At 62.9% G+C, this 18887-nt stretch carries 12 protein-coding genes, 3 tRNA genes and 3 pseudogenes; 9 read left to right on the forward strand and 9 right to left on the reverse strand.

Annotation, left to right across the window (positions count from 1 at the left end; translation table 11 throughout):
- Window positions 1–12 precede the first annotated feature (12 nt).
- Window positions 13–759 (reverse strand): transposase family protein, encoded by a 747-nt coding sequence (locus SNOUR_RS40820; protein WP_067342830.1) that lies wholly within the window; start codon window positions 757–759, stop codon window positions 13–15.
- A 165-nt stretch (window positions 760–924) separates the two neighbouring features.
- The gene (locus SNOUR_RS46800; RefSeq protein WP_159426066.1) at window positions 925–1503 is read right to left on the reverse strand and encodes a hypothetical protein; all 579 of its coding nucleotides are present in this window, start codon (window positions 1501–1503) and stop codon (window positions 925–927) included.
- A gap of 2587 nt (window positions 1504–4090) precedes the next feature.
- On the opposite strand from SNOUR_RS46800, the gene SNOUR_RS49420 reads away from it, so the two are divergent.
- The 8 genes from SNOUR_RS49420 (at window position 4091) to SNOUR_RS49425 (ending at window position 10036) form a co-directional block, all read left to right on the forward strand.
- Window positions 4091–4465, forward strand: a complete 375-nt coding sequence (locus SNOUR_RS49420; protein ID WP_376738603.1) for a cytidine/deoxycytidylate deaminase family protein — start codon at window positions 4091–4093, stop codon at window positions 4463–4465.
- A 39-nt stretch (window positions 4466–4504) separates the two neighbouring features.
- Window positions 4505–4581, forward strand: a tRNA-Leu gene (locus SNOUR_RS40830).
- 2405 nt (window positions 4582–6986) lie between these two features.
- The gene (locus SNOUR_RS48920) at window positions 6987–7118 is read left to right on the forward strand and encodes a hypothetical protein (RefSeq protein ID WP_312635678.1); all 132 of its coding nucleotides are present in this window, start codon (window positions 6987–6989) and stop codon (window positions 7116–7118) included.
- Window positions 7109–7504: a WhiB family transcriptional regulator gene (locus SNOUR_RS44115; RefSeq protein WP_079143250.1), complete on the forward strand. Its 396-nt coding sequence runs from the start codon at window positions 7109–7111 to the stop codon at window positions 7502–7504. Before SNOUR_RS48920 ends, SNOUR_RS44115 begins: the two co-directional genes overlap by 10 nt.
- 16 nt (window positions 7505–7520) lie before the next feature.
- Window positions 7521–7604 (forward strand) — tRNA-Leu (locus SNOUR_RS40840).
- A gap of 69 nt (window positions 7605–7673) precedes the next feature.
- Window positions 7674–7747: transfer RNA gene (locus tag SNOUR_RS40845), tRNA-Ile, on the forward strand.
- A gap of 457 nt (window positions 7748–8204) precedes the next feature.
- Window positions 8205–9026, forward strand: a complete 822-nt coding sequence (locus SNOUR_RS44120; RefSeq protein WP_312635681.1) for an aldo/keto reductase — start codon at window positions 8205–8207, stop codon at window positions 9024–9026.
- Window positions 9027–9214: 188 nt separating this feature from the next.
- A complete protein-coding gene (locus tag SNOUR_RS49425) occupies window positions 9215–10036 on the forward strand; it encodes a S1 family serine peptidase (RefSeq protein WP_159426058.1) in 822 nt (273 codons plus the stop codon).
- A gap of 213 nt (window positions 10037–10249) precedes the next feature.
- Here the strand turns inward: SNOUR_RS49425 and SNOUR_RS40850 are convergent, their stop codons facing one another.
- Together SNOUR_RS40850 and SNOUR_RS44130 are read right to left on the reverse strand one after the other, a co-directional pair.
- On the reverse strand, window positions 10250–11029 hold the full coding sequence (locus tag SNOUR_RS40850) for a transposase family protein (RefSeq protein WP_159426067.1): 780 nt from the start codon (window positions 11027–11029) through the stop codon (window positions 10250–10252).
- A gap of 308 nt (window positions 11030–11337) precedes the next feature.
- The gene (locus SNOUR_RS44130) at window positions 11338–12702 is read right to left on the reverse strand and encodes a GDSL-type esterase/lipase family protein (RefSeq protein WP_079143269.1); all 1365 of its coding nucleotides are present in this window, start codon (window positions 12700–12702) and stop codon (window positions 11338–11340) included.
- 156 nt (window positions 12703–12858) lie between these two features.
- On the opposite strand from SNOUR_RS44130, the pseudogene SNOUR_RS40855 reads away from it, so the two are divergent.
- Window positions 12859–13663, forward strand: a pseudogene (locus tag SNOUR_RS40855) (transposase family protein).
- A 91-nt stretch (window positions 13664–13754) separates the two neighbouring features.
- Here SNOUR_RS40855 and SNOUR_RS40860 read toward each other — a convergent pair.
- From SNOUR_RS40860 to SNOUR_RS44140, 5 genes and pseudogenes are all read right to left on the reverse strand, one after another.
- Window positions 13755–14906, reverse strand: coding sequence for an ISAs1 family transposase (locus SNOUR_RS40860; protein WP_312635632.1), 1152 nt, complete (start codon window positions 14904–14906; stop codon window positions 13755–13757).
- A 171-nt stretch (window positions 14907–15077) separates the two neighbouring features.
- Window positions 15078–16300: pseudogene (locus SNOUR_RS40865) on the reverse strand (IS3 family transposase).
- Between the two features lie 154 nt (window positions 16301–16454).
- Window positions 16455–16796 carry a hypothetical protein gene (locus SNOUR_RS48925; protein ID WP_312636257.1) on the reverse strand — a complete coding sequence of 114 codons (342 nt, stop codon included), beginning with the start codon at window positions 16794–16796 and terminating at the stop codon, window positions 16455–16457.
- Window positions 16718–17644, reverse strand: coding sequence for an ISAs1 family transposase (locus SNOUR_RS44135; protein ID WP_312635709.1), 927 nt, complete (start codon window positions 17642–17644; stop codon window positions 16718–16720). Before SNOUR_RS44135 ends, SNOUR_RS48925 begins: the two co-directional genes overlap by 79 nt.
- Before the next feature lie 204 nt (window positions 17645–17848).
- Window positions 17849–18843, reverse strand: a pseudogene (locus SNOUR_RS44140) (IS5 family transposase).
- Window positions 18844–18887 lie beyond the last annotated feature (44 nt).

The raw sequence follows: 18887 nt of genomic DNA on the forward strand, positions 1-18887 counted from the left end.
ATTGAACCTCTTTCATCCTGAATAGCTGCAGGTGAGAAGGGTGTGGATGGCCTGTACGGTGCGGCTGATGCGGTTGGTGGAGCATCGGGCCCGGCGGAGGATCCGCCAGGACTTCAGCCGGGCGAAGGCCCGTTCGCCCGGCGCTCGGAGTCGCGTGTGGACGCGGTTGAACTGCTGGTAGTGCTCGGGGAGTTCGCGGTGTCTGTAGTACGGAGTGCGCACGGTGGCGCCGGCCCCCTGGTAGGCCCGGTCGGCCAGGACCAGGACTTCCCTGGTCAGGCAGGCCTGGACGATGCCGTGGGCCCGGGCAGCGGTCAGATCGTGCGCCCGCCCCGGCAGCGCGCGGGAAAACCACAGCGGGGTCCCGTCCGGTGCCGCGACGACCTGGACATTCATGCCGTGCCGCTTGTGTTTCTGGGAGTAGTATGGCTCGTCCGCCTTGATGCGGTCGGTGGGGATGAGCGTGCCGTCAACGATGACGAAGTCGCCCTCACCCAGCCCGACCAGGGCCTCGCGCAGGCCTGGGGCCCAGGCAGCGAGGATCTCGAGGGTTTCGTCGACGTATCGCCAGGCCGTGGACTCCGAGACTCCAAAACCTGCTCCGACCTGGGCGAACGTCTCGTTCTTCCGGAGATGCACCAGCACCAGCAGGGCCTGCTTGAAGCACCCCAGCCTCCGCCAGGGCGACTTCAGCTCGCGCCGACGGGCGTGGATCAGCCACGAGACGTGCTCAACGAGCTCGTACGGGACATCGAGCATGGCAGGATACGGAACCAACAGAGCCCCTTGGCGCCGGTGTCGAGTGAGATCAACACCCCAACGACAAGGGGCTCTGCCATGTCACCCACCACCCCGCTGACCAGGCCACTTCACCCCCACGGAACAGGATGAAAGAGGTTCATTGACCAACCTCGAGGTTCGGTTTCATAGGTCTTCCTGTTGCTTCTTCTCTGTGTGAGCTTTCCTGTAGCTCTCCTCGTGTCGGCGGATGGTTTCGAGGTCTGCTGCGGAGATCCGCCCGATGCCGTCGGTGGAGTAGGCCACGAGAGCGTGGTCGTCGCGGTGCGGGGTGTGATCGGCGGGTGATGTCTGCCGGAGTGGGCGCAGGGGGCTGGGTGAGGGCGTGGGCTTCGGTCGACGTGTCGTGCCTGCGTGTGCGGCGGCGGCCAAGAGCGCGTCGACGATGCTGAGGACGACTTCGCGTTCGCTGTGTGAGAGTCGGCTGGCGCGTGGTGGGAGGGTAAAGGGCTGTAGAGGGCGTTCGCGGAAGACGCCTGCGGCTTTTTCGATGTGGGTGCGTGGGACGTTGAGGGCCAGGGCGAGGCCGTCCAGGGTTTCGTCTTCGAGCGCTCCGGTGTGCTGGCCGCGTGCGATGCGGCCGATCGTTCCGTGACTAACGTGCCCTTGGCTGCGTGCCGCCGCGGCGCGGTAGCTCAGAGGGCGGCGCGCGGAGCCGAGTTCAGCAAGCCGTGCCAGGACGAGCTTTTGCAGGTCATCTTCCATGCGGTTGCCTCCTCGTGTCGGCTTCAGGGGAACGGGTGGGAAGTCGCCTGACTCTGTCCACGGTGATACCCGCAGCCGGTTCAGATGGTTCATGGATGGTGTCCCAGTTGCCGGCCATGTTGTGGTGATGCAGGATGAAGCTGCTAAGTCAACATCGACTGCTGAAGGCTATCCACACCTGGTCGTCGTGAGAACGAGCCGCTTCCGCCAGGTAGGGCTCCGCAAGCAACATCACCAGGAACGCTAATGGATAGCGATCCGTATTACATTGGTGACACGGGTGTGTCGGCGCGAAAGTCATCCCACGGATTGGTTGCACCGTCCGGAAGCATCCGCGCCAGCCTCAGTCGCCATATCTCAGCGAGGGCAGCGACATGGCGAAACCGTTCAGCATCGGCGTACCACTTGCGATCGTTACCACGTCGAAACAGGTTATGCGACTGTGTCGAACGTTGGGGACCATACTGCCTGAGCTATCACGGCACATCAACGTGAGCAACCGGGCAGGCAAGGCGTGGGCCGCTTTCGGGCCTCCCGCGGCGTCATATCCAGCGCGCTGCACGGTGGATGGGTTCCTGCCGCTTTGTCGCCGTCACCGCACTACGCGGACACATCTTCATGACCCACATGGAGAGCACGTCCTGGTTGGGCTGACCCCTGTCGGGTTGCGCGCCGCATCGCCTCTGGCCCCAGAACCGCCATGGCACACGTGACCAGTGGAATAACCATCCCGTCCCAGCACAGCCTGTGCCTCCTACATCGCACCGCTCAGTCTGGCTCAAGCCAGGTAGGGCCTGGTGTGACGTGTGCTGTGCCCCTGCTCCACTGGAGGTTTCGATGCCGTCTTCCCCTGTACACCGTGGTCGCCCAAGGCGACGCTGGCACGAGCCTTATGGGTCCGGGAACATTCCATCCTGTATTGCCGATGTGCTGGCGATCTGGGAGAACGCTGTTCGGTATTGGTCCGCGGTGGAAGACCAACTTGCTCACTGCGCTATCACCCTACTGCGTCATTGGTGCGACGACGGCAGCATTTACACGCGCGTGCGACGAGTATCTCGAAAACGCTTGTGCCTGACCTGCGAGCAGCTGTCTGACTCTGAAAGGCTGGACGAGCTCATTGGCGCCATCGTCGCCGTATCCTTACACCGCTTTCGCCGCAGGGCGCTCAACGGTGCGGGATGGCCCCCACAGCACCGCGTCGAGGTGCTTTCTCATTTCCTTGGACAGTGCCTGCTGACATTCCCTTCAGAACATCATCGTTGGGTTCGTACGGAGTTTCCCTCAAACGCCCCGCCCATCGTGCCGCTCTACCACGCGGTGAATATCCCAGCTGCTGACCTGATGAGCCGACCTGCGGATCTAGCCGTTGCCTTCAGCAGCCTTCACCGCTCGATACCCCCCTTGTGGACAGGGGCTTACAGTTGGCTCCCGTGGACTTCGAACAAACCGACAGCTGATCATGCAAAGACTGTCGGCCCTTGGCCGCTGCCTGCCGCAGCGTCTTGGCAGATGTTCCTGGCCCAGGACCGTGCCGAGGGACAGGCCGCCCCGATGGACGGGCTGGGGTCTCCCTGGCCGGGGCGCGACTTTCCACAATAGCAATTAAGGCAGCATACGTTGCCGGGCTTCCTTTAGACAGAGGTATGACCGATGACTTCCCTTACTACGGCACAGCCGCTCGCTCACCCGCAACCGCGTCCTGCGGCCCCCCACCCAAATACCCCCGAAACCTTCTACGAAGAGGTCCAACACGGCCCCTCACCGATTGCCGGAATGCCCGGCTGCCGATCCTTTCACGTGAGGGCAGGGCATGCCTCCTTCGTGATCTCGGCCGGGTGCACGATCAAACGTGACAGAGGCTCCCCTCACCGAGGTGACACAAGCCGCGACGCCTCTGCGACTGAACCTCGCTGCTGCCCTGCCCTCCAACAGCCTCAAGGCCGCAACCGTCCCCAGACACAGAAACGGGATGTTGCGACGTGGGGGAGACCAGCCGGTGTTGAGGGGCACCTCGCTATTTGTCTCGCAGCGACCAGCCGAATCTTCCCCTCCACCGCCTTTCACTTCGATGTCCCTGCCACGCACGATGGTGTCCCTTCTCGTGGTGTAGCCGATCAAGGCGGCGGAATCCCCAGGTCACGGGTCGAATCGCCCTCCCTGGAAGTGCTGTTGGGGCTCACCGAGCCGATACCAGCGGCGATCGCCAGGAAGCCCGCAGTGGCAGGCACCGGACGGCCTCGAAGCGGAGCCGACAGAGCGTGATCGGCTACACCACCACGAGGGACACGGCCCCACGCACAGCGGTCGGCTGCTCAGGCAGCGTCCACTTGCATGCAGGCAGGGAACCTCATTCATCCCGCCCTGAAAGGGCGATGAGTCGCTGCGACTCCTGGAGAAGCGCCGTCATCCTCCCAGGCCAGCAGTGGCCACCTCGCGACCGACCAAGTCACTGACCTGCGGGAACGGAGGATGAAAGAGGCGCAGGAAGCCCCGTAGCCAAGAAAGGAACACTGCCGTGCCACGGAACCCCGAAACACCATCCTTGCGTGGCGACCACGTACCGCAGAACGCATCGCATCTAGATGTGACTTTCGGAAGGCACAGTGGTCGGTGGGCGTTCTTCGAGATAGCGCTCAGGCATGCCCAACAATCCAGATGCCGCTACCGTGTTGGCGCAGTCCTGGTCAAAGGCAGCCGGGTTCTAGCCCACGCCTGCAACAGGTACCGGAACCCTCCGGGCATCGACTTCCACCACGCCACCTTCCACGCGGAGGAGGTGCTGCTGCGCAGAGCGCGGTGCCCCCGCGGGGCCGTAGTCTACGTCGCTCGCGTCAGCGCAACCGGTGCTCCCCGTATGGCTCGCCCGTGCTCACGGTGCCAAAGCGCTCTCGCTACGGGCGGCATCATCCGTGCTCACTACACCACACCCGCGGGCCCTGGAGCACTGCGGCTCAACTGAGTCACCAGCCCTATGCCCATCAGCCGGCCCGAAAGGATGGGGGCATTAGCTCAGCCGGCGAGAGCAGAGGATCCAGAATCCTCCGGTCGCGGGTTCGAGTCCCGCATGCCCCGCCAGGAACATGCATCGCCAAGACACATTGCCATCGCCGAGAGTCTCCTTCGCCTAGGCACCAGAGAGGACACTGATCACAGTGCACCAAGCCACCCCCACGACAGGCACAGACCCGGCGGCAAGGGCCAATGCCCTCTGGAGGACCAACAGACTCCAGACACCGCAGTGGCCACCGCCTCGCGAAGGCCGCAACGCCAATAGTGCACACGACGCCTCACGCATCGCTCTGGCCGCACTAACCAGACTCAAAGTCACCGGCACCTTCTCATCCCACGAGCGATACCTACGCATCAATCTCCAATGGGGACCACACAGCAACGTCCCCTATCGCTCCCCAACGACCCGCCTACAGAATCCAAAAGAACCCATCACCGCCTCACAGGAGACCACTGCTACAGACACATCTTCCCGTGCCCGAACAACGGCTGCCCGGACGGTTCCCAGGGCTCCAGGGCAAGAACTGGTCGCGCCGCCCCCAGGCATGCCAGGCCCTAGCAACAAATCTCAACAGGATGTATCCAGGAGAGACCATGGAGCGGTACTGCATAATCTGTACGACCGCGCCCACGAGCAGCGACGACACCAGCATCTGCTTGGGATGCCAGCGCCGTCTTCGCGGTGCGCTCACCCGCTTTCCACAGTTGTACGTCCAACTGCACCTCGAACTTCCCTTCGTTCCCCGCAACAGTCTCAACCAGATCCCCAGCCACACCCCCTGGAAGAGCAGAGAGAAAACCACGCCCTTGCGTCTGCCTTTGCTGGATCACGCCCAGCGCTGCACCGACGTCCTACGGGAGTGGGCCACTTACGCGATACCCGACCTCGTACCGGAAGAGAAGCTTCAGCCTGGCCGCCTCTTCCAAAACCTGTGCCATGCCTTGGCCGCAGACTTGCCCACAGCCGTCACGAGCACAGAAGGCGGGAGGCACGCCGGCCGTACGTGGAGGGCCTACAGCATCGCTCGCAGACTGCTGGGCGAGGCCGACCTCACTCGCCAACTAGCCACTCCTTGCCCCAACTGCCAGATGCGCGCATTACTGTCCATCGACAACTACATTGTCATCTGCCGAAGCTGCCGCGCCCACTGGCCAATCGAAGCGTGGCACGCCGCTACCTCTCCCGGGCACATAGCGTAAATGGCTTCAGGACGCTGCAAAGTTCCCGGGCCCCAGCACAACAAGCCCTTCTTCCCCATAGGAACCCAGTGCTGGGGCGACGAGTCGGTAGGGCTTTCCCGGGGCCAATCAGCGGGACCACCCCCAGGAGCAGATCGCCGCGACTGAGTCGATTCCGTAGGCACTCACTTCTGGCCTCTGCCCAGAAGACACCACCAGCACCTGAAACTGGCTCGGTCCCGCAACAGCACCCGCCGCCACTCACTCCCCCCAGCCGCGAGCACCCCAGGCCCGGACAAACGAATAGCTGCATCCCGCTCGCATGCCTTCGGTTTGCCAGTCAGGGGCGGACCGGCGACCAGCGCGCCTCTACAAGACGGGGCCCGGCTTCTGCGGACCCCCCACACCTAGAACACAGGGCCTGGATACGGCACACGCTTGCTCCCAGCTCACCCAGGGCCGGAAAGCCGCAGCTGAGAGCCGACCAGACAGCCCCTCTTCACCCCGACCACCTAGAGCTGTCACCACGCGAACACACCACGTTAGCGTACCGACAGTCTCAAGCTCTCTTCGCCGAATTGCTACTTCGCTCTCACACCAGCCAAGCACCGGCACCTGGGCCACCACTGCGTGCTGCACGAACTCCCCAGTACAAAGCGCGGCATGGGCGCTCATGCGCCGGGCCGGCGCGGCGCTGGAGCCTGGCCGGCGGGTGGTCCGGGGCGGGGGAGTGGCAGCGAAGACCTCCTGTTGGAAGACAGAACGTACTAGTTCGATTGGCCCTTGTGGGCCGCGATCAGTCAGGAGCCGAAATGCGTCACTGTCATGGAAACCCCCAGCCTCCACAGGTAACCCGGCACAGGCCAGGTGGGTACTTTCCCCAGCTCGACTGGCCAAGTACCACGTTGCTTCTCCTTCTTGTGGCGTTGTACCTGCTCAAGGAGCGTGGCGAACGATGCGCTGAACGTGTAGTGCAAGGGAGCTCCACCTTCTTCGCCGGCGTGGTACGTCTACCTCTCAGGTCCCGTGCAAATGCAGAGAGCGGAGCACACACACCGGACGCGGTGACAAGCAGTGGCGAGGGGACATCGAACGCGCCGGCAGCGGACTCTCCTGTCATGAGCAGGCACATAAGCAGTGAGCATGTACAGACGCAGCCCCTCCCAGAGTTTCCTGGTGAAGCATGCTTTGGCCCAGGCACGTCGAACGTCTGGGTACTGATGCTGAGGTTGCGGTTGGTGGCCCGTGGCTACGCAGAAGAGCAAAAGACGCGACTGGCAAACGACCCCGACTTGCACGCCTCCAGCGAGTGGGACGAAGACCTGCGGGTCTGCTGCACTCTCTTCCAACTGGACCACGGACTGCGCGGCAGCGAAGCAACCGGATACCCCACCGCACGCACCTGGCAGTTGCTATGGGCGTGACATCGGCGTGGGAACGCACCGCACGGACACGACGGCGTGACGACTCAGGAGGTGAACTGGACCCACAGTGGTGGATTCAGGCGCGATGCAAGCGACTGGAGTCTGACCTCTTCTTCGACTCCCGGCGGGAAACAGAAGCCCTGGAAGTGTGTAAGCCGTGCTCCGTGCGGACCGAGTGCCTGGCACAAGCATTGGACAAACGCACGGAATATGGAGTGTTCGGGGGCACGACCGCACTGTGGCGCAAGCAATTGTTGCTACGTCGTGCAGATGTAACGTCGTGGCACGCCTTCTTGAGCAAGGCACGTGCGAGGCACCGTCACCAACAACTGAGGCGATTCATAAACTTCAAGAACTCCCTGCACCATGCCCGCTCCTTGAGCTGAGCGACAAAATGCGTAAGGGCGAGTGGCGAAACAGGCAAACGCAGTGGACTTAAAATCCACCGCCCCCTGGGGCTTGTGGGTTCGAATCCCACCTCGCTCACGGGCCACGCCAGCTATCGCGTTGGCAAGTACGCCCTCATCGATCGACGCCGAGCATCCAACCCATCATGAGGTGTTAGCTCAGCTGGTCAGAGCAGGGGACTCATAATCCTCCGGTCGCAGGTTCAAGTCCTGCACACCTCACGAGCACCGGCCACGGACCGAAGGAGCGAACCTCTCACTAAGCCTCTTTCATCCTCCGCTCGATGCAACGCACAAACCACCTCTCAAAGACGGAAACACCGCCGCCCCTCATCCCCAGAGACCGAGGATGAGGCTACTCAGTCCGTGGCTGCCTGCAAGCGCAGCGTCGTGCAAGCTTCCATCCTCTACACGCTGTTTAGAAGATGGAAGCTCAGCGCAGATGAGCTCACATGAGTGCAGCAACACATTGCTGCATCCATGAGAGAGAACAGAGAAGGAAACCTTCTAAAAGGTTTGCTGGCACCCATCCGAAAGGCATCTGATGGTAGATTCGCTAGCTGCATTCTCAGACCGAACAGGCCTGGTCCCGGCACGCCGTTGCGGACGCAGCGGCCTTCACCTTCCGGCAGTCTCCTTGGCTCTGCGCAGGCACAACAACGCCTGGGGACACGCCGCCATGTTGCTACGGCAAGCTTTAGAGGTAGGCGTGACACACGTGGATATCGCGCCACCCTTCGGCGGGCCTGCAGCGATAGAAGAGCTCAGAAATGCCCTACACACCGTGCGTTTTCGAAGAGAGGAAGTAACGGTATCACTGCAGGTAGGCATCGGGACGCCCGGCCCCTTGTACGGCTTCGGCTCTCGCCAACGCGTGCTGTCGACGCTGGACGCCGTTCTGCAACGCACCGGACTGAACTTCGTCGACGTTCTGTACGCGCACCGGTTCGACCCAACAACCCCATTAGAAGAGACCGCCCAGGCCCTTGCATGGGCGGTTCAGCAGGGCAAGGCACTGTACGTCGGGCTCTCGGGATTCGCTCCGGCCGTACTACGGAAGTTGCTACCCCTCATGGAAGAACACGGAGCACGGGTAGTGGCGTGCCAGGTGGACTACTCCCTGCTGGATCGGTGGGCTGAAGACGGCGTCTTCGGATTGCTGGAACACTATGGCGTGGGGTGCGTAGCTACGAATCCGCTGGCTGGAGGAGACCTCGCTGTAACAGTTCCAGGCAGACCAGATGACCTGCAGATGCGTGAGGCCCTCACCCCTATCAGACACCAACTGACACGGGTAGCCGCTAAGAGGCAGCAAACACTGCCACAGATGGCGCTGAGCTGGTCCCTCAAAGACCCAAGAATCACCTCGGTGGCAGTGGAGGCGACGTCATGGAACGAGATGGAGGACTACTGCGCAGCAAGCCACACCACATACTTCGACCCAGAGGAACAAGCCACACTCAACACCATCTGCGAGGCAAAAGACGGGTTAGCCCGATGATTGGCCCGCTCCGCTGGCCGATCGGTCGAGAAAAGATAACGCGCTTCCTCGCTGAGACTTACCGCTCCGTGCATGGCAGCAGGAGCCAATGCACATGCCCATCTCCGGCCCCGCGCCGTACGATCATTACCCATGCTGTGTGTCTGGCGACTATCTTCGCACTGTCCACCGGGCAAGCGGCAGGAGCCATGCCTGTCACAACCACCTCAGCAACTTATCAACCTCGCCGCAGCGCTGCGATCGTCGGCGGCAGTCAGGCAGGAACTAACCGGTACCCCTTCATGGCTGCGCTCCTGGAGGGGACCGAGCACGACAACCAGCCTTTTTGCGGTGGCACCTTGGTGTCACCCTCCATCCTTATGACGGCTGCCCACTGCTTCACAGATCTCCAGCAGGATTCGATAAAGATCGCTGTGGGACGCACTGCTCTGTCCAACCCTAGGCAGGGCCAGATCCGTTCTGTGAGCCTCACGCACGTCGTGATACATCCCGGGTTCGTTCCGAAGACCTTCGCCTTCGACCTAGCGCTGATCGATCTGGGCAGTCCAGTCAAGGGAATCACTCCCGTGCGCCTGGCCCCGCTTACGAGTCGGCCAGCAGACCGGGCCAGTGGCACCGCGGTGGTCATCGGCTGGGGCACCACAGTTGACGGAGGCGAACGCGGACCGGACCGACTGCGTGAAGTGAAAGTACCGCTGCAGGGTAATTCCGCCTGCACGAAGGCTTACCCGAAATCCTATAGAGCCGGGCGGAATATCTGTGCGGGTGCCGTAAACCGGGACTCCTGCCAAGGCGACAGCGGAGGCCCCTTGCTCACAGCGGCCCCCAAAGGCACCTGGGTGCAAATCGGGATTGTATCTTACGGGGATGGGTGCGGCCGGGCAGGAAAACCTGGCGCGTACACCGCAGTGGACCCATCCTCGTTATGGACAACCTTGGCAAAGTCACCCCAGGGCCGCCGCATACTCACCCTGCTAACCCAGAAGCGGATCCTGAATCCACCCCCATGAGATAGAGCTTTGCGGCCGATACCCGAGTAGCTGAGATGCGACCCAAGCCATCCTTCCTGACGCGATCCCGCGAAGCATTAAGCCATCGCCCGCGTGATTCACTCCAAGCAAGAACCCACTAGTTAACCGTCCCACGGAGGCTCCATGCTTACAGCACTCACTGTGGCCTGTATTGGCTATGCAGCCAATACAGGAGGGTTATTCACGTAGGCCTCACCAGCCTCTTGTGTAGAAGGTGAGGGCGGTGACGGTCTTGACGATGTCGGGGAAGCGGGTGAGGGGGCCGCGGTAGCGGGTGGCGAGAATCTTCCAGTTCTTCAGGTGCGCGATGGCCCGTTCGACTGCGGCTCGGAGCGTGTTGACGGAGCGGTTGGCTCTCTTGTCTCCGGCGGATCGTTCCTGGCCGGGCGGCTTGCGCCTGGGGGTGAACAGTCGGGAGCCGGCGTAGCCCAGGTCGCCTATGCCCTCGCGTTCGGTGAATGCCTCGGGGAAGTGGGACTGGCGCCAGGCGTGCATGTCGTGCCGGCTGCCGGGCACCGGCGCGGAGACCGCGAGCAGGTCGCCGGCGAGAGTGGCGGCGATCTGCAGGTTGAAGCCGGTGTCGCGGTGCTTGCCGGAGAACATCGTGGTGCCCTCGCTGGACCAGTCCCACGTCGTGACCAAGGTGCCATCCACGAGTACGATCCGGCCGGCAGAGGCCTCGGTGGGATCGGGAACGTGCGTGGCCAGGACCTTCTCCACCATCGGCAGCAGGGCCGTCCATCGTCTGGAGACGGTGGCCTGGGAGATCCCGAACAGCTCGGCGGCCGCCTCCTGGACTGGGTTCTGCCGCAGCAGGAACAGCACCAGCACCACCGACTTGTACAGGCCCAGCGGCCACATCCGCCCCGGCATCACCGGTGGGTCCGGATCCTGCACGAGCTCTTGGTGAACTCGTGTGACCAGCCCGTCAAGTTGCTCGGTGTCCAGTCCTGTCGTAATGTTCCAGCTCAACGGCCCTGCCCCGGTAGAAAACTGACGTCGTCGCAAACGTCACGCTACCGAGCAGGGCCGCCCTCGTGATCAAGAACAGCAGGCCGAAAACCTCCATGAATAGACCTCCTGCACCTGAGGTTGGAAAAGGCTCACTGCACACCCACAGATCGAGGACCATGACAAAGCTCTGGTGAATAACCCTCCAGGATCAAACGACTTTGGAATAGCCCTGCCCCACCAGATCACTCACACCCAGCTCAACGGCCAAGAATCACAAGTGTTTCGGATCAATAAATCCCTCTGCTCAAATTCTTCCTCGGCGACTCCTATAATGGAGGCTCCTCAATTTTTTCCGGCCAGTCCTGGTAAAAATTGGGGAACACCTTAGCCTCATTGGGTGCTTTTCCTGTACCTGCTCTGCACATCCCAGCGATTGGACGTGGCAGCATTTCCCCGTCCTTTTCTTCATCCACGGCATTAAGCATGAGATCCTTCAGGCAGCTTTGCAGCGCCAACTGGCCGTAGTAATTTGGATGGGCGGCTTCTTGGATGAGATTGGCATATACCCGCTGGCCGATCAGGTTATTGGCAATTCCGTCCTTTATCGCATTATCGACGCCTCTTACCCACTCGACTTGAGCTCCATTGTCATCCGCCCCGCTGGGGGTTGCCTTGTCGTGCCTAGAGCACACCTCGTGACCGTTGAATGTGTCCAGCAAGTCAAGGAAAGAGATCCTTTCCTTCTGGGCGGCCAGTCGGATTGCATCCCTGATGCGAACATTGGTGTCACGGAAGAATTGAATCGTCTCGTCGTTTGCCGGCACGCCGCATCCAAAGTATCGCGCGTAGTTATTCTTCACCCTTATGTCGGTCTGGCCATCCGCCCCTTGAAGAGTTGACGGAAATGGGTTTGGATAACTCTGTATGATAATCCTGGCATTCTTGGAATTTGGATGCTTCCGGAGCTCCACCTTGACCTTTGTGATGACATTGTGGATTTCCTCATTCAGGCTACCCACCCCTTCCTTGACCAGTCCATGCTCATTTCCTAGCTTCCCTTTAACCCACTCTTCTAGATTCTTGTAGCTCGTGCAGTCGGTCAATACACCAAGGTCGCCTAAGACCCAGTCCTTTCCGCAATTCGTGAGCAGCGTGGATAGGTCAAGATCGTTTCCTCCGATCGAAACGACTACCGCCTTTAGCTTTTTGTTGCCCTGCCGTTCTATCTCGTCGGCCATCAATTCAACCTGAGACTTCCCTTGATCCTTAAATGCGTCATTTAGGACATGCCTTGTCTCGGCGCCAGAGCATGCGAGATTGACCACCTCATCCACAAGCTCTCCTTCACTTTGGCTTTTGCGAGCCCCGTTAATCTCGGCAGAGTCTGACCTGTGACACCCTCCAACCCAAGTATCGCCATAGACGGATGCAAAGTCCATGACGGTCTCATCATTGTTGCTATTATCGGTTCCATCTTCAGTTCCATCGTCAGCGTTTGCTGTATTTCCATCGCGCCCCACAATCCCTTTCCAGAACCCGGCCTCTCCTGAAATGTATGAATCCCCTAAAGATATTGCGTAAGTGCCTTCAGTTTCACTAGACCTCCTATCGAGTGTTGCTGCAGCGAAAGCAGTCGGAGTTGCCGTGACCCAAAGCGCGATGGCGCAGGTCACGCATATCTCTCTATACATATTTTACTCCCTTTCTGCTCAGATTGAACTGGCCTTGATTCGTCAGCGGTGATCGCTGCCTGTTGAAGCAGTGAACCTCTTTCATCCTGCCTCTGCGAGGGTGAAATGCCTGGTCAGAGGGGAGTTGGTGACAAGACAGGGCCCCTGGTCGTTGCTGTGGTGACATCACTCATCACGCAGCGTCCGAGGAGCCCTGTTGGTTCCGTATTCTTCCATGCTCGACGTCCCGCACGAACTCGTTGAGCACGTTTCCTGGCTGATCCATGCCCGCCGGCAGGAGCTGAACTCGCCCTGGCGACGGCTCGGTTGCTTCAAGCAGGCCCTACTGGTGTTGGCGCACCTTCGGAAGAACGAGACGTTCGCGCAGGTCGGAGCCGGTTTCGGGGTATCGGAGGCGACGGCTTGGCGGTACGTGGACGAGACCTTGATGATCCTCGCCTCGTGGGCACCCGGCCTGCGCGAGGCCCTGGTGGGCCTGGGTGAGGGCGACTTCGTCGTCGTTGACGGGACACTGATCCCCACCGACCGCATCGCCACAGACGAGCCGTACTACAGCCAAAAACACAAGCGGCACGGAATGAACGTGCAGGTCATCGCGTCCCCAGACGGCACTCCACTGTGGTTCTCCCGCGCGTTGCCCGGACGCACCCACGACCTGACCGCGGCACGGGCTCACGGCATCGTCCAGGCCTGCCTCACCAGGCAGATCCTCGTCCTGGCCGACCGCGCCTACCAAGGCGCCGGCGCAACCGTCCGCACCCCCTACAAGAACCACCGCGAACAACCCGACCACTACCAACTGTTCAACCGCGACCACGCCCGCCTCCGAGCACCAGGCGAACGCGCCTTCGCCCAACTCAAGCAATGGCGGACCCTCCGCCAGGCACGATGCTCAACCAACCGCATCAGCCGCATCGTCCAGGCCGTTCACACGCTCCTGACCTGCGACTACTCAGGATGAAAGAGGTTCAGTGAGCCTTTTCCAACCTCGGGTTGGGGTGGGGTGCCGGTCAGGGCGATTGCTAAGTCCGTTGATCGTGCGTTGGCGCAGGTCAGTTGAGTCCGAGGATGGCCAGTGGCCGCTCGTAGGGGTGGAGGGCTGTGGTGCGGAGTGCGGCGGCGATGTTGGTGTGGCCGGCGGTGCGGAGTTGGTTGATGGCGAAGTTGCGCAAGGTGGCCATGTTCTCTGGGCTGTGCCCGGTGCGGATCTTGGAGGTGTCCTCGCGGAAGGCGGTGTCGCGGACGAAGTGGAGCCTGTTTTCGATCACCCAGTGTGCCCTCAAGATCTTCGCGATGCGTTCCGGGGATGCCTGGCGGCTGGTCAGGTCGGTGATCATGTAGACGGTCTCCTGGCTCTGCTTGCTGGTCTTGGTGTCGGTGCGGTGGCGTACGACCTTGGCGACCTGGGGGGCGTGGGGGAAGTTGACGCCGAGGTCAGTGACGGTCAGGACCTGTACGACTCGGGTGTCTTTGCGGCCGTGGCCAGTGGTGCGTTCGTAGAACTTCGCCGTCGCCTTCTCCCAGGGCAGGGTTCGCAATTGTTCGTAGAGGTTCTTCTGGTTCCGCTTCACGGTGAAGGCGTAGTGCGCTTTCTCCGTTTCGACGAGGAAGCGGGCGTGGTCGCGCTGGGTGTGCAGCGCGTCGCCGGTCACGGTGACTCCTTGCAGGTCATAGGGGTTCAGGAGGGCGGCGAAGCACGTGATCTCATTCGTCTTCTCAGGGACCCTGAGCTGGGTGACGGTCAGGCCGGTGCCGGTCATCGCGGCCAGCAGATGGGCGGCCGGGGTGCTGCCCAGACGCGAGCCGCGGGCGGTCTTGCCGTCGAGGGCGAGGGTGTCGGTGCCGGCCGGGTCATGGCCGAGGAGGTCGGCCAGGCCGCCGAGGCAGGTGTCCTTGATGACTCGGCGGATCGTCGCGCCGCTGGGCGGGATGCGCACGGCCAGGGCAGTTGCGGTGCGGGCACCGAGCCGGACCAGGACGTCCTGCGGGGCATCGGTGGCCCACTCATCGATCGCCATGAAGCTCCTCGCCCCGGTCACCACAGCGGAGCACGCGATCAGCAGCACTGCCACGAAAGGGTGACGCTTCCCGCGCCGGCACCGCGAATCGGCCAGCTTGGCCAGCCGATCGGCCAGCGGACCCGTCACACGATGCTGACGGGTGGGCGACTTGACCAGACAGACAGTGGCAGACTGACGACACATCGAAGCTCCGTTGGACGCAGGCGACTTGGGAAGGTCACCTCCGCAACGGAGCTTCGTTCGACCATCGTCACACTGCTGTGACCTGCGCACTCACAAAATCCCCAGGACTTTGCAATCGCCCTGGGGTGCGGGGCTGTACTGAGGCGACCCCCGGAGTGTGGACACAGGGGCTCATGCTGCGGTTGTGAGTGTATCTGCTCGCAGGTGCTGTTGTTCGAACTCGGCTGGTGAGAGGTAGTTGAGAGCGCTGTGGCGCCTGCGGGCGTTGTAGTAGGTCAGCCACTGGAAGATCTCCAGCCTCGCCTGACTCACCGTCGAGAACAGCCTCCGGTGCATCGTCTCCCTCTTGAGGCCCTGCCAGAAACTCTCTGCGAGGGCATTGTCGTAGCTCGAGCCGACCCGGCCCATGCTCCTGCGGATCCCGAAACCGTCGCAGACCCGCGCGAACGCGTCCGAGGTGTATTGCGTGCCCCTGTCCGCGTGGAAGATCACCCCGTCGACGGTGCCGCCGCGGCTCGCCACGGCCATCTTCAGGGCGTCGATGACCAGTTCGGCTCGCATATGGTTGGCCATCGAGTAGCCGAGCACCCGGCGCGAGCAGATGTCCAGGACGCAGGCCAGATACAGTCATGTGCCTCCCACCTGCACGTATGTGATGTCGCCGCACCACTTGTCGTTCAACTGCTGGGCCGAGAAGTCTCGGCGGACGAGATCCGGGGCCGGTGGTGCGAGCCGGTCGGGGACCGTGGTGCGCTTGCGGCGCCGCAGGTGGCGTCCCTCGATCCCGTGCTTGCGCATCAGGCGCTCGACGCGTTTGTGGTTGACAATGCGTCCGAAGCCCCGCAGCTCGGCATGGACGCGGCGAACTCCGTACGTGCCCTTGTGCGCGGTATGGACCTCGCGGATCTCCGTGACCAGGTCGTCCTCGGCGGCCTGCCGCACGGCACGGGCCTTGGCGTCGGCGAGCCACCGGTAGTAGCCCGAGCGCGAGACTCCAAGGACCCGGCATATCCGCTGCACGCCGAAGTCGGCGCGGTGGGCGGAGATGAAGTTCCAGCGGCCGGTCATGCCCTCATCTCCTTCGCGAAATATTGGGCTGCTCGGCGCAGGATCTCCCGCTCGAGTTCCCACTCCTTCTCGGCCTTGCGCAGCCGGCCGTTCTCCGCCCGCAGCCTCGCCAGTTCCTCATCCCGGCTCTCCGCCGCCGGCTCTCCGCCGCGACTGTCGGCCCGGCCGGCCAGTTCGTCGGCCTGGCGCACCCAACTGCGCAGCGTCTCGCCGGTCACCCCGACGTCCGCCGCGACCGCCCCATACGTACGCTTCCCACCCGCGGCCCGGTACAGCGCGACCGCATCGTTCCTGAACTCCGCCGGATACGGAGACCTTCGTCCCACCAGGACACCCTTCCTCGGATCCACAAGATCCATTGTCAGAGTGTCCACACCACCGGGGTCGCCTCAGATCATCGCCGAAGCGGGACCCGGCGCGTCGGACGAAACCGTCATGTTCCCAGGGCTTCGGCGTAGTCGGATGGCGTCCGTTTTGTGATCAGGCGAGTCCGAGGAGGGCGAGGGGGCGGTACGGGTCGCGGGCGGCCCGCCGCAGTCCGGCGGCGATGTTGGTGACGCCGTTGAGTTTGTGGGCGCCGATGGCGAGGTTGCGCCAGGTCGCCATCGCCCAGGGCGCGTTGCCGGTCCGTATCTGGGAGGCGTCCTCGGCGAAGGTCACGTCTCGTGTGTGGTGCAGGGCTTCGATCTTCCAGTGGTCCTTGATCAAGGCGGCGAGCTGGGCTGGGGCGGCCTGCTCAGCGCTCAGGCTGGTGACGGCGTACACGGTCTTGATGGTGGTCTTGCCGGTCTTGCGGTCGGTGCGCCGCCGCTTGAGCTGGATGGCCTGGCGGCGCCGGGGAAGAGCAGATTGTTCACGGTGGCGACCTTGATTCTGCGGATCTCGCTGCGGCCGTGGCCGACGCCCTTGACTCTTCCCTGGAGCGGGATGTCCTTCCAGGGCAGGGCTTTGAGCTGCGCACGGAGCTTCTTCGCGTTGCCCTTGACGATGACGATGTAGTGGGCGCCGTGTCCGAACAGATAGGTGGCGTGGTCACGTTGCGTGTGGAGCGCGTCGCTGGTCACGACGGCTCCGGCGAGGTCGGCCACCCTCTCCAGCAGCGGCTGGAAGCAGGTGATTTCGTTCGTCTTCTCGCCGACGTCCAGCTGGGCCAGGACCAGGCCGGAGGTGTGGTCGAGCGCGGCCAGCAGGTGGATCTTGCGGCCGTCGGCGCGGGCCGCGCCACGCAGGGTCTTGCCGTCCACGGCCAGTCCCTGCAGAGCGGTGGGCTTGCTCGGGCGGGTTCGCCGGTCGGCGAGCCAGCGCCCGACCGCGACGTCCAGCGCATCGGTATCGATCCGGGCGAGCAGGCGGCGCACGGTGGTCTCGGCCGGCCGGGTGCGCTGCGGCATCACCGGGTCGAGGCGGATGCCGAGCTGCTCGAGCACAGCATCGGGGGCGTCGGCGATCCACTCGCCGACCGCCAGCAGCGAGGTCGCTCCGGCCAGGACCGCACAGGCCGTCAGTGTGAGTACGACGGCCAGAGCGTGGCGCACCCCGCGTGGATCACGCGGGTCGGGGACGGCGGTCAGGCGCTCCAGCAGCCCCGGCACTTCTGTCGAGGCGGTCGCGCGGCGGTCGCGGAGTTGGTCAAGGGCGGCAGGGATCGGGGATGATGCGTCGGCAGGCACGGTCTTCCATCGGGATCACGGGGCGTCGAGAACTCCATGATCTTGGAAGCCGTGCCTGCTTCGCTTGCCACCCCTCCACGTTTCTGACTTCTCGTCACGAACCGGACACCGTCCGACTACACTGAAGCCCTGGGTCGAGGGGCTCTCACCAGCCCAGATCCATGATCAACATAAACTTGCGTTAGGGACTGTATTGAGTCGTGATCATGTGGTTCGGATGAGGTCCTTGATCCAGATCATGGAGGCGCGAAGGTGGAGTCCGGCTTGGTAGCTCTCAGGGGTCTTGTCGTAGCGGGTGGCGATGCCACGCCAGGCTTTCAGCTTGTTGATCAGGCGCTCAACCGTGTTCCTCACCTTGTAGAGCTCGGCGTCGTGGCTGAGGGGCCGGCCGCCTCGGCGGCCCTTCTTCTTCCGGTTGGCAGCCTGGTCCTTCTTCTCTGGTATGACCGCCTTGATCTGGCGTTTGCGCAGGTAGGCGCGGTTGCCACGGGAGGAGTACGCCTTGTCGCCGGCGACCGCGTCGGGGCGGGTGCGGGGACGCCCGATGGGGCCGCGGACCCGGATCTTCTTCAGCACGGGGATGAACTGAGGGCTGTCGGCGGCCTGTCCGGCGGTCAGGATGATCGCGAGTGGGCGGCACTGGCGGTCGGCGGCGAGGTGGACCTTGCTGGTCTGTCCGCCCCGCGAGCGCCCCAGCAGGGCGGCCTTCAGCCGGACTCGGTGCCGGCGTCGAAGGCGTCTTCGCTCCTCGCGGACGGGATCGCCGTCCTGTCCGCCTTGTCCTTCCGGGCTGCCCCCTTTTGCCGGGCCTTCTCCTCCTCGGCGGCGGCTTTCTCCAGGGCGGTCAGGACTTCGTCATCCAGGTGCATCCCGGCGGCGTCGTGGTGGGCGCGAGTGGTGGTGGAGTCCACGCTGACCAGGGACAAGTCCACCTCGTCCCGCTTGGCAGCCTCGGCGATCAGGCCCTCCAGCAGGGTCTCGAAGACGCCGGCGTCCCGCCACTGGCGAAAACGGTTGTGGACGGTGGACCAGGCTCCGAACTTCTGCGGCATCTCCCTCCATTGCCCGCCCGACCTGAACTTCCAGATCACGCCCTCGAACTGCTGCCGCAGCCGTTCGGGATACGGGCCGTACCTGCCTATCGGTAGGTACGGCCCGATGAACTCCCACTCTTCATCAGTCAGTTGCACCCGCGTCATGAAAGACGATCTACCAGGACGTGCCACGCGACGCAGGCCGATTC

It is taken from the genome of Streptomyces noursei ATCC 11455, assembly GCF_001704275.1.
In the GTDB taxonomy this organism is placed as follows: Bacteria; Actinomycetota; Actinomycetes; order Streptomycetales; family Streptomycetaceae; genus Streptomyces; species Streptomyces noursei.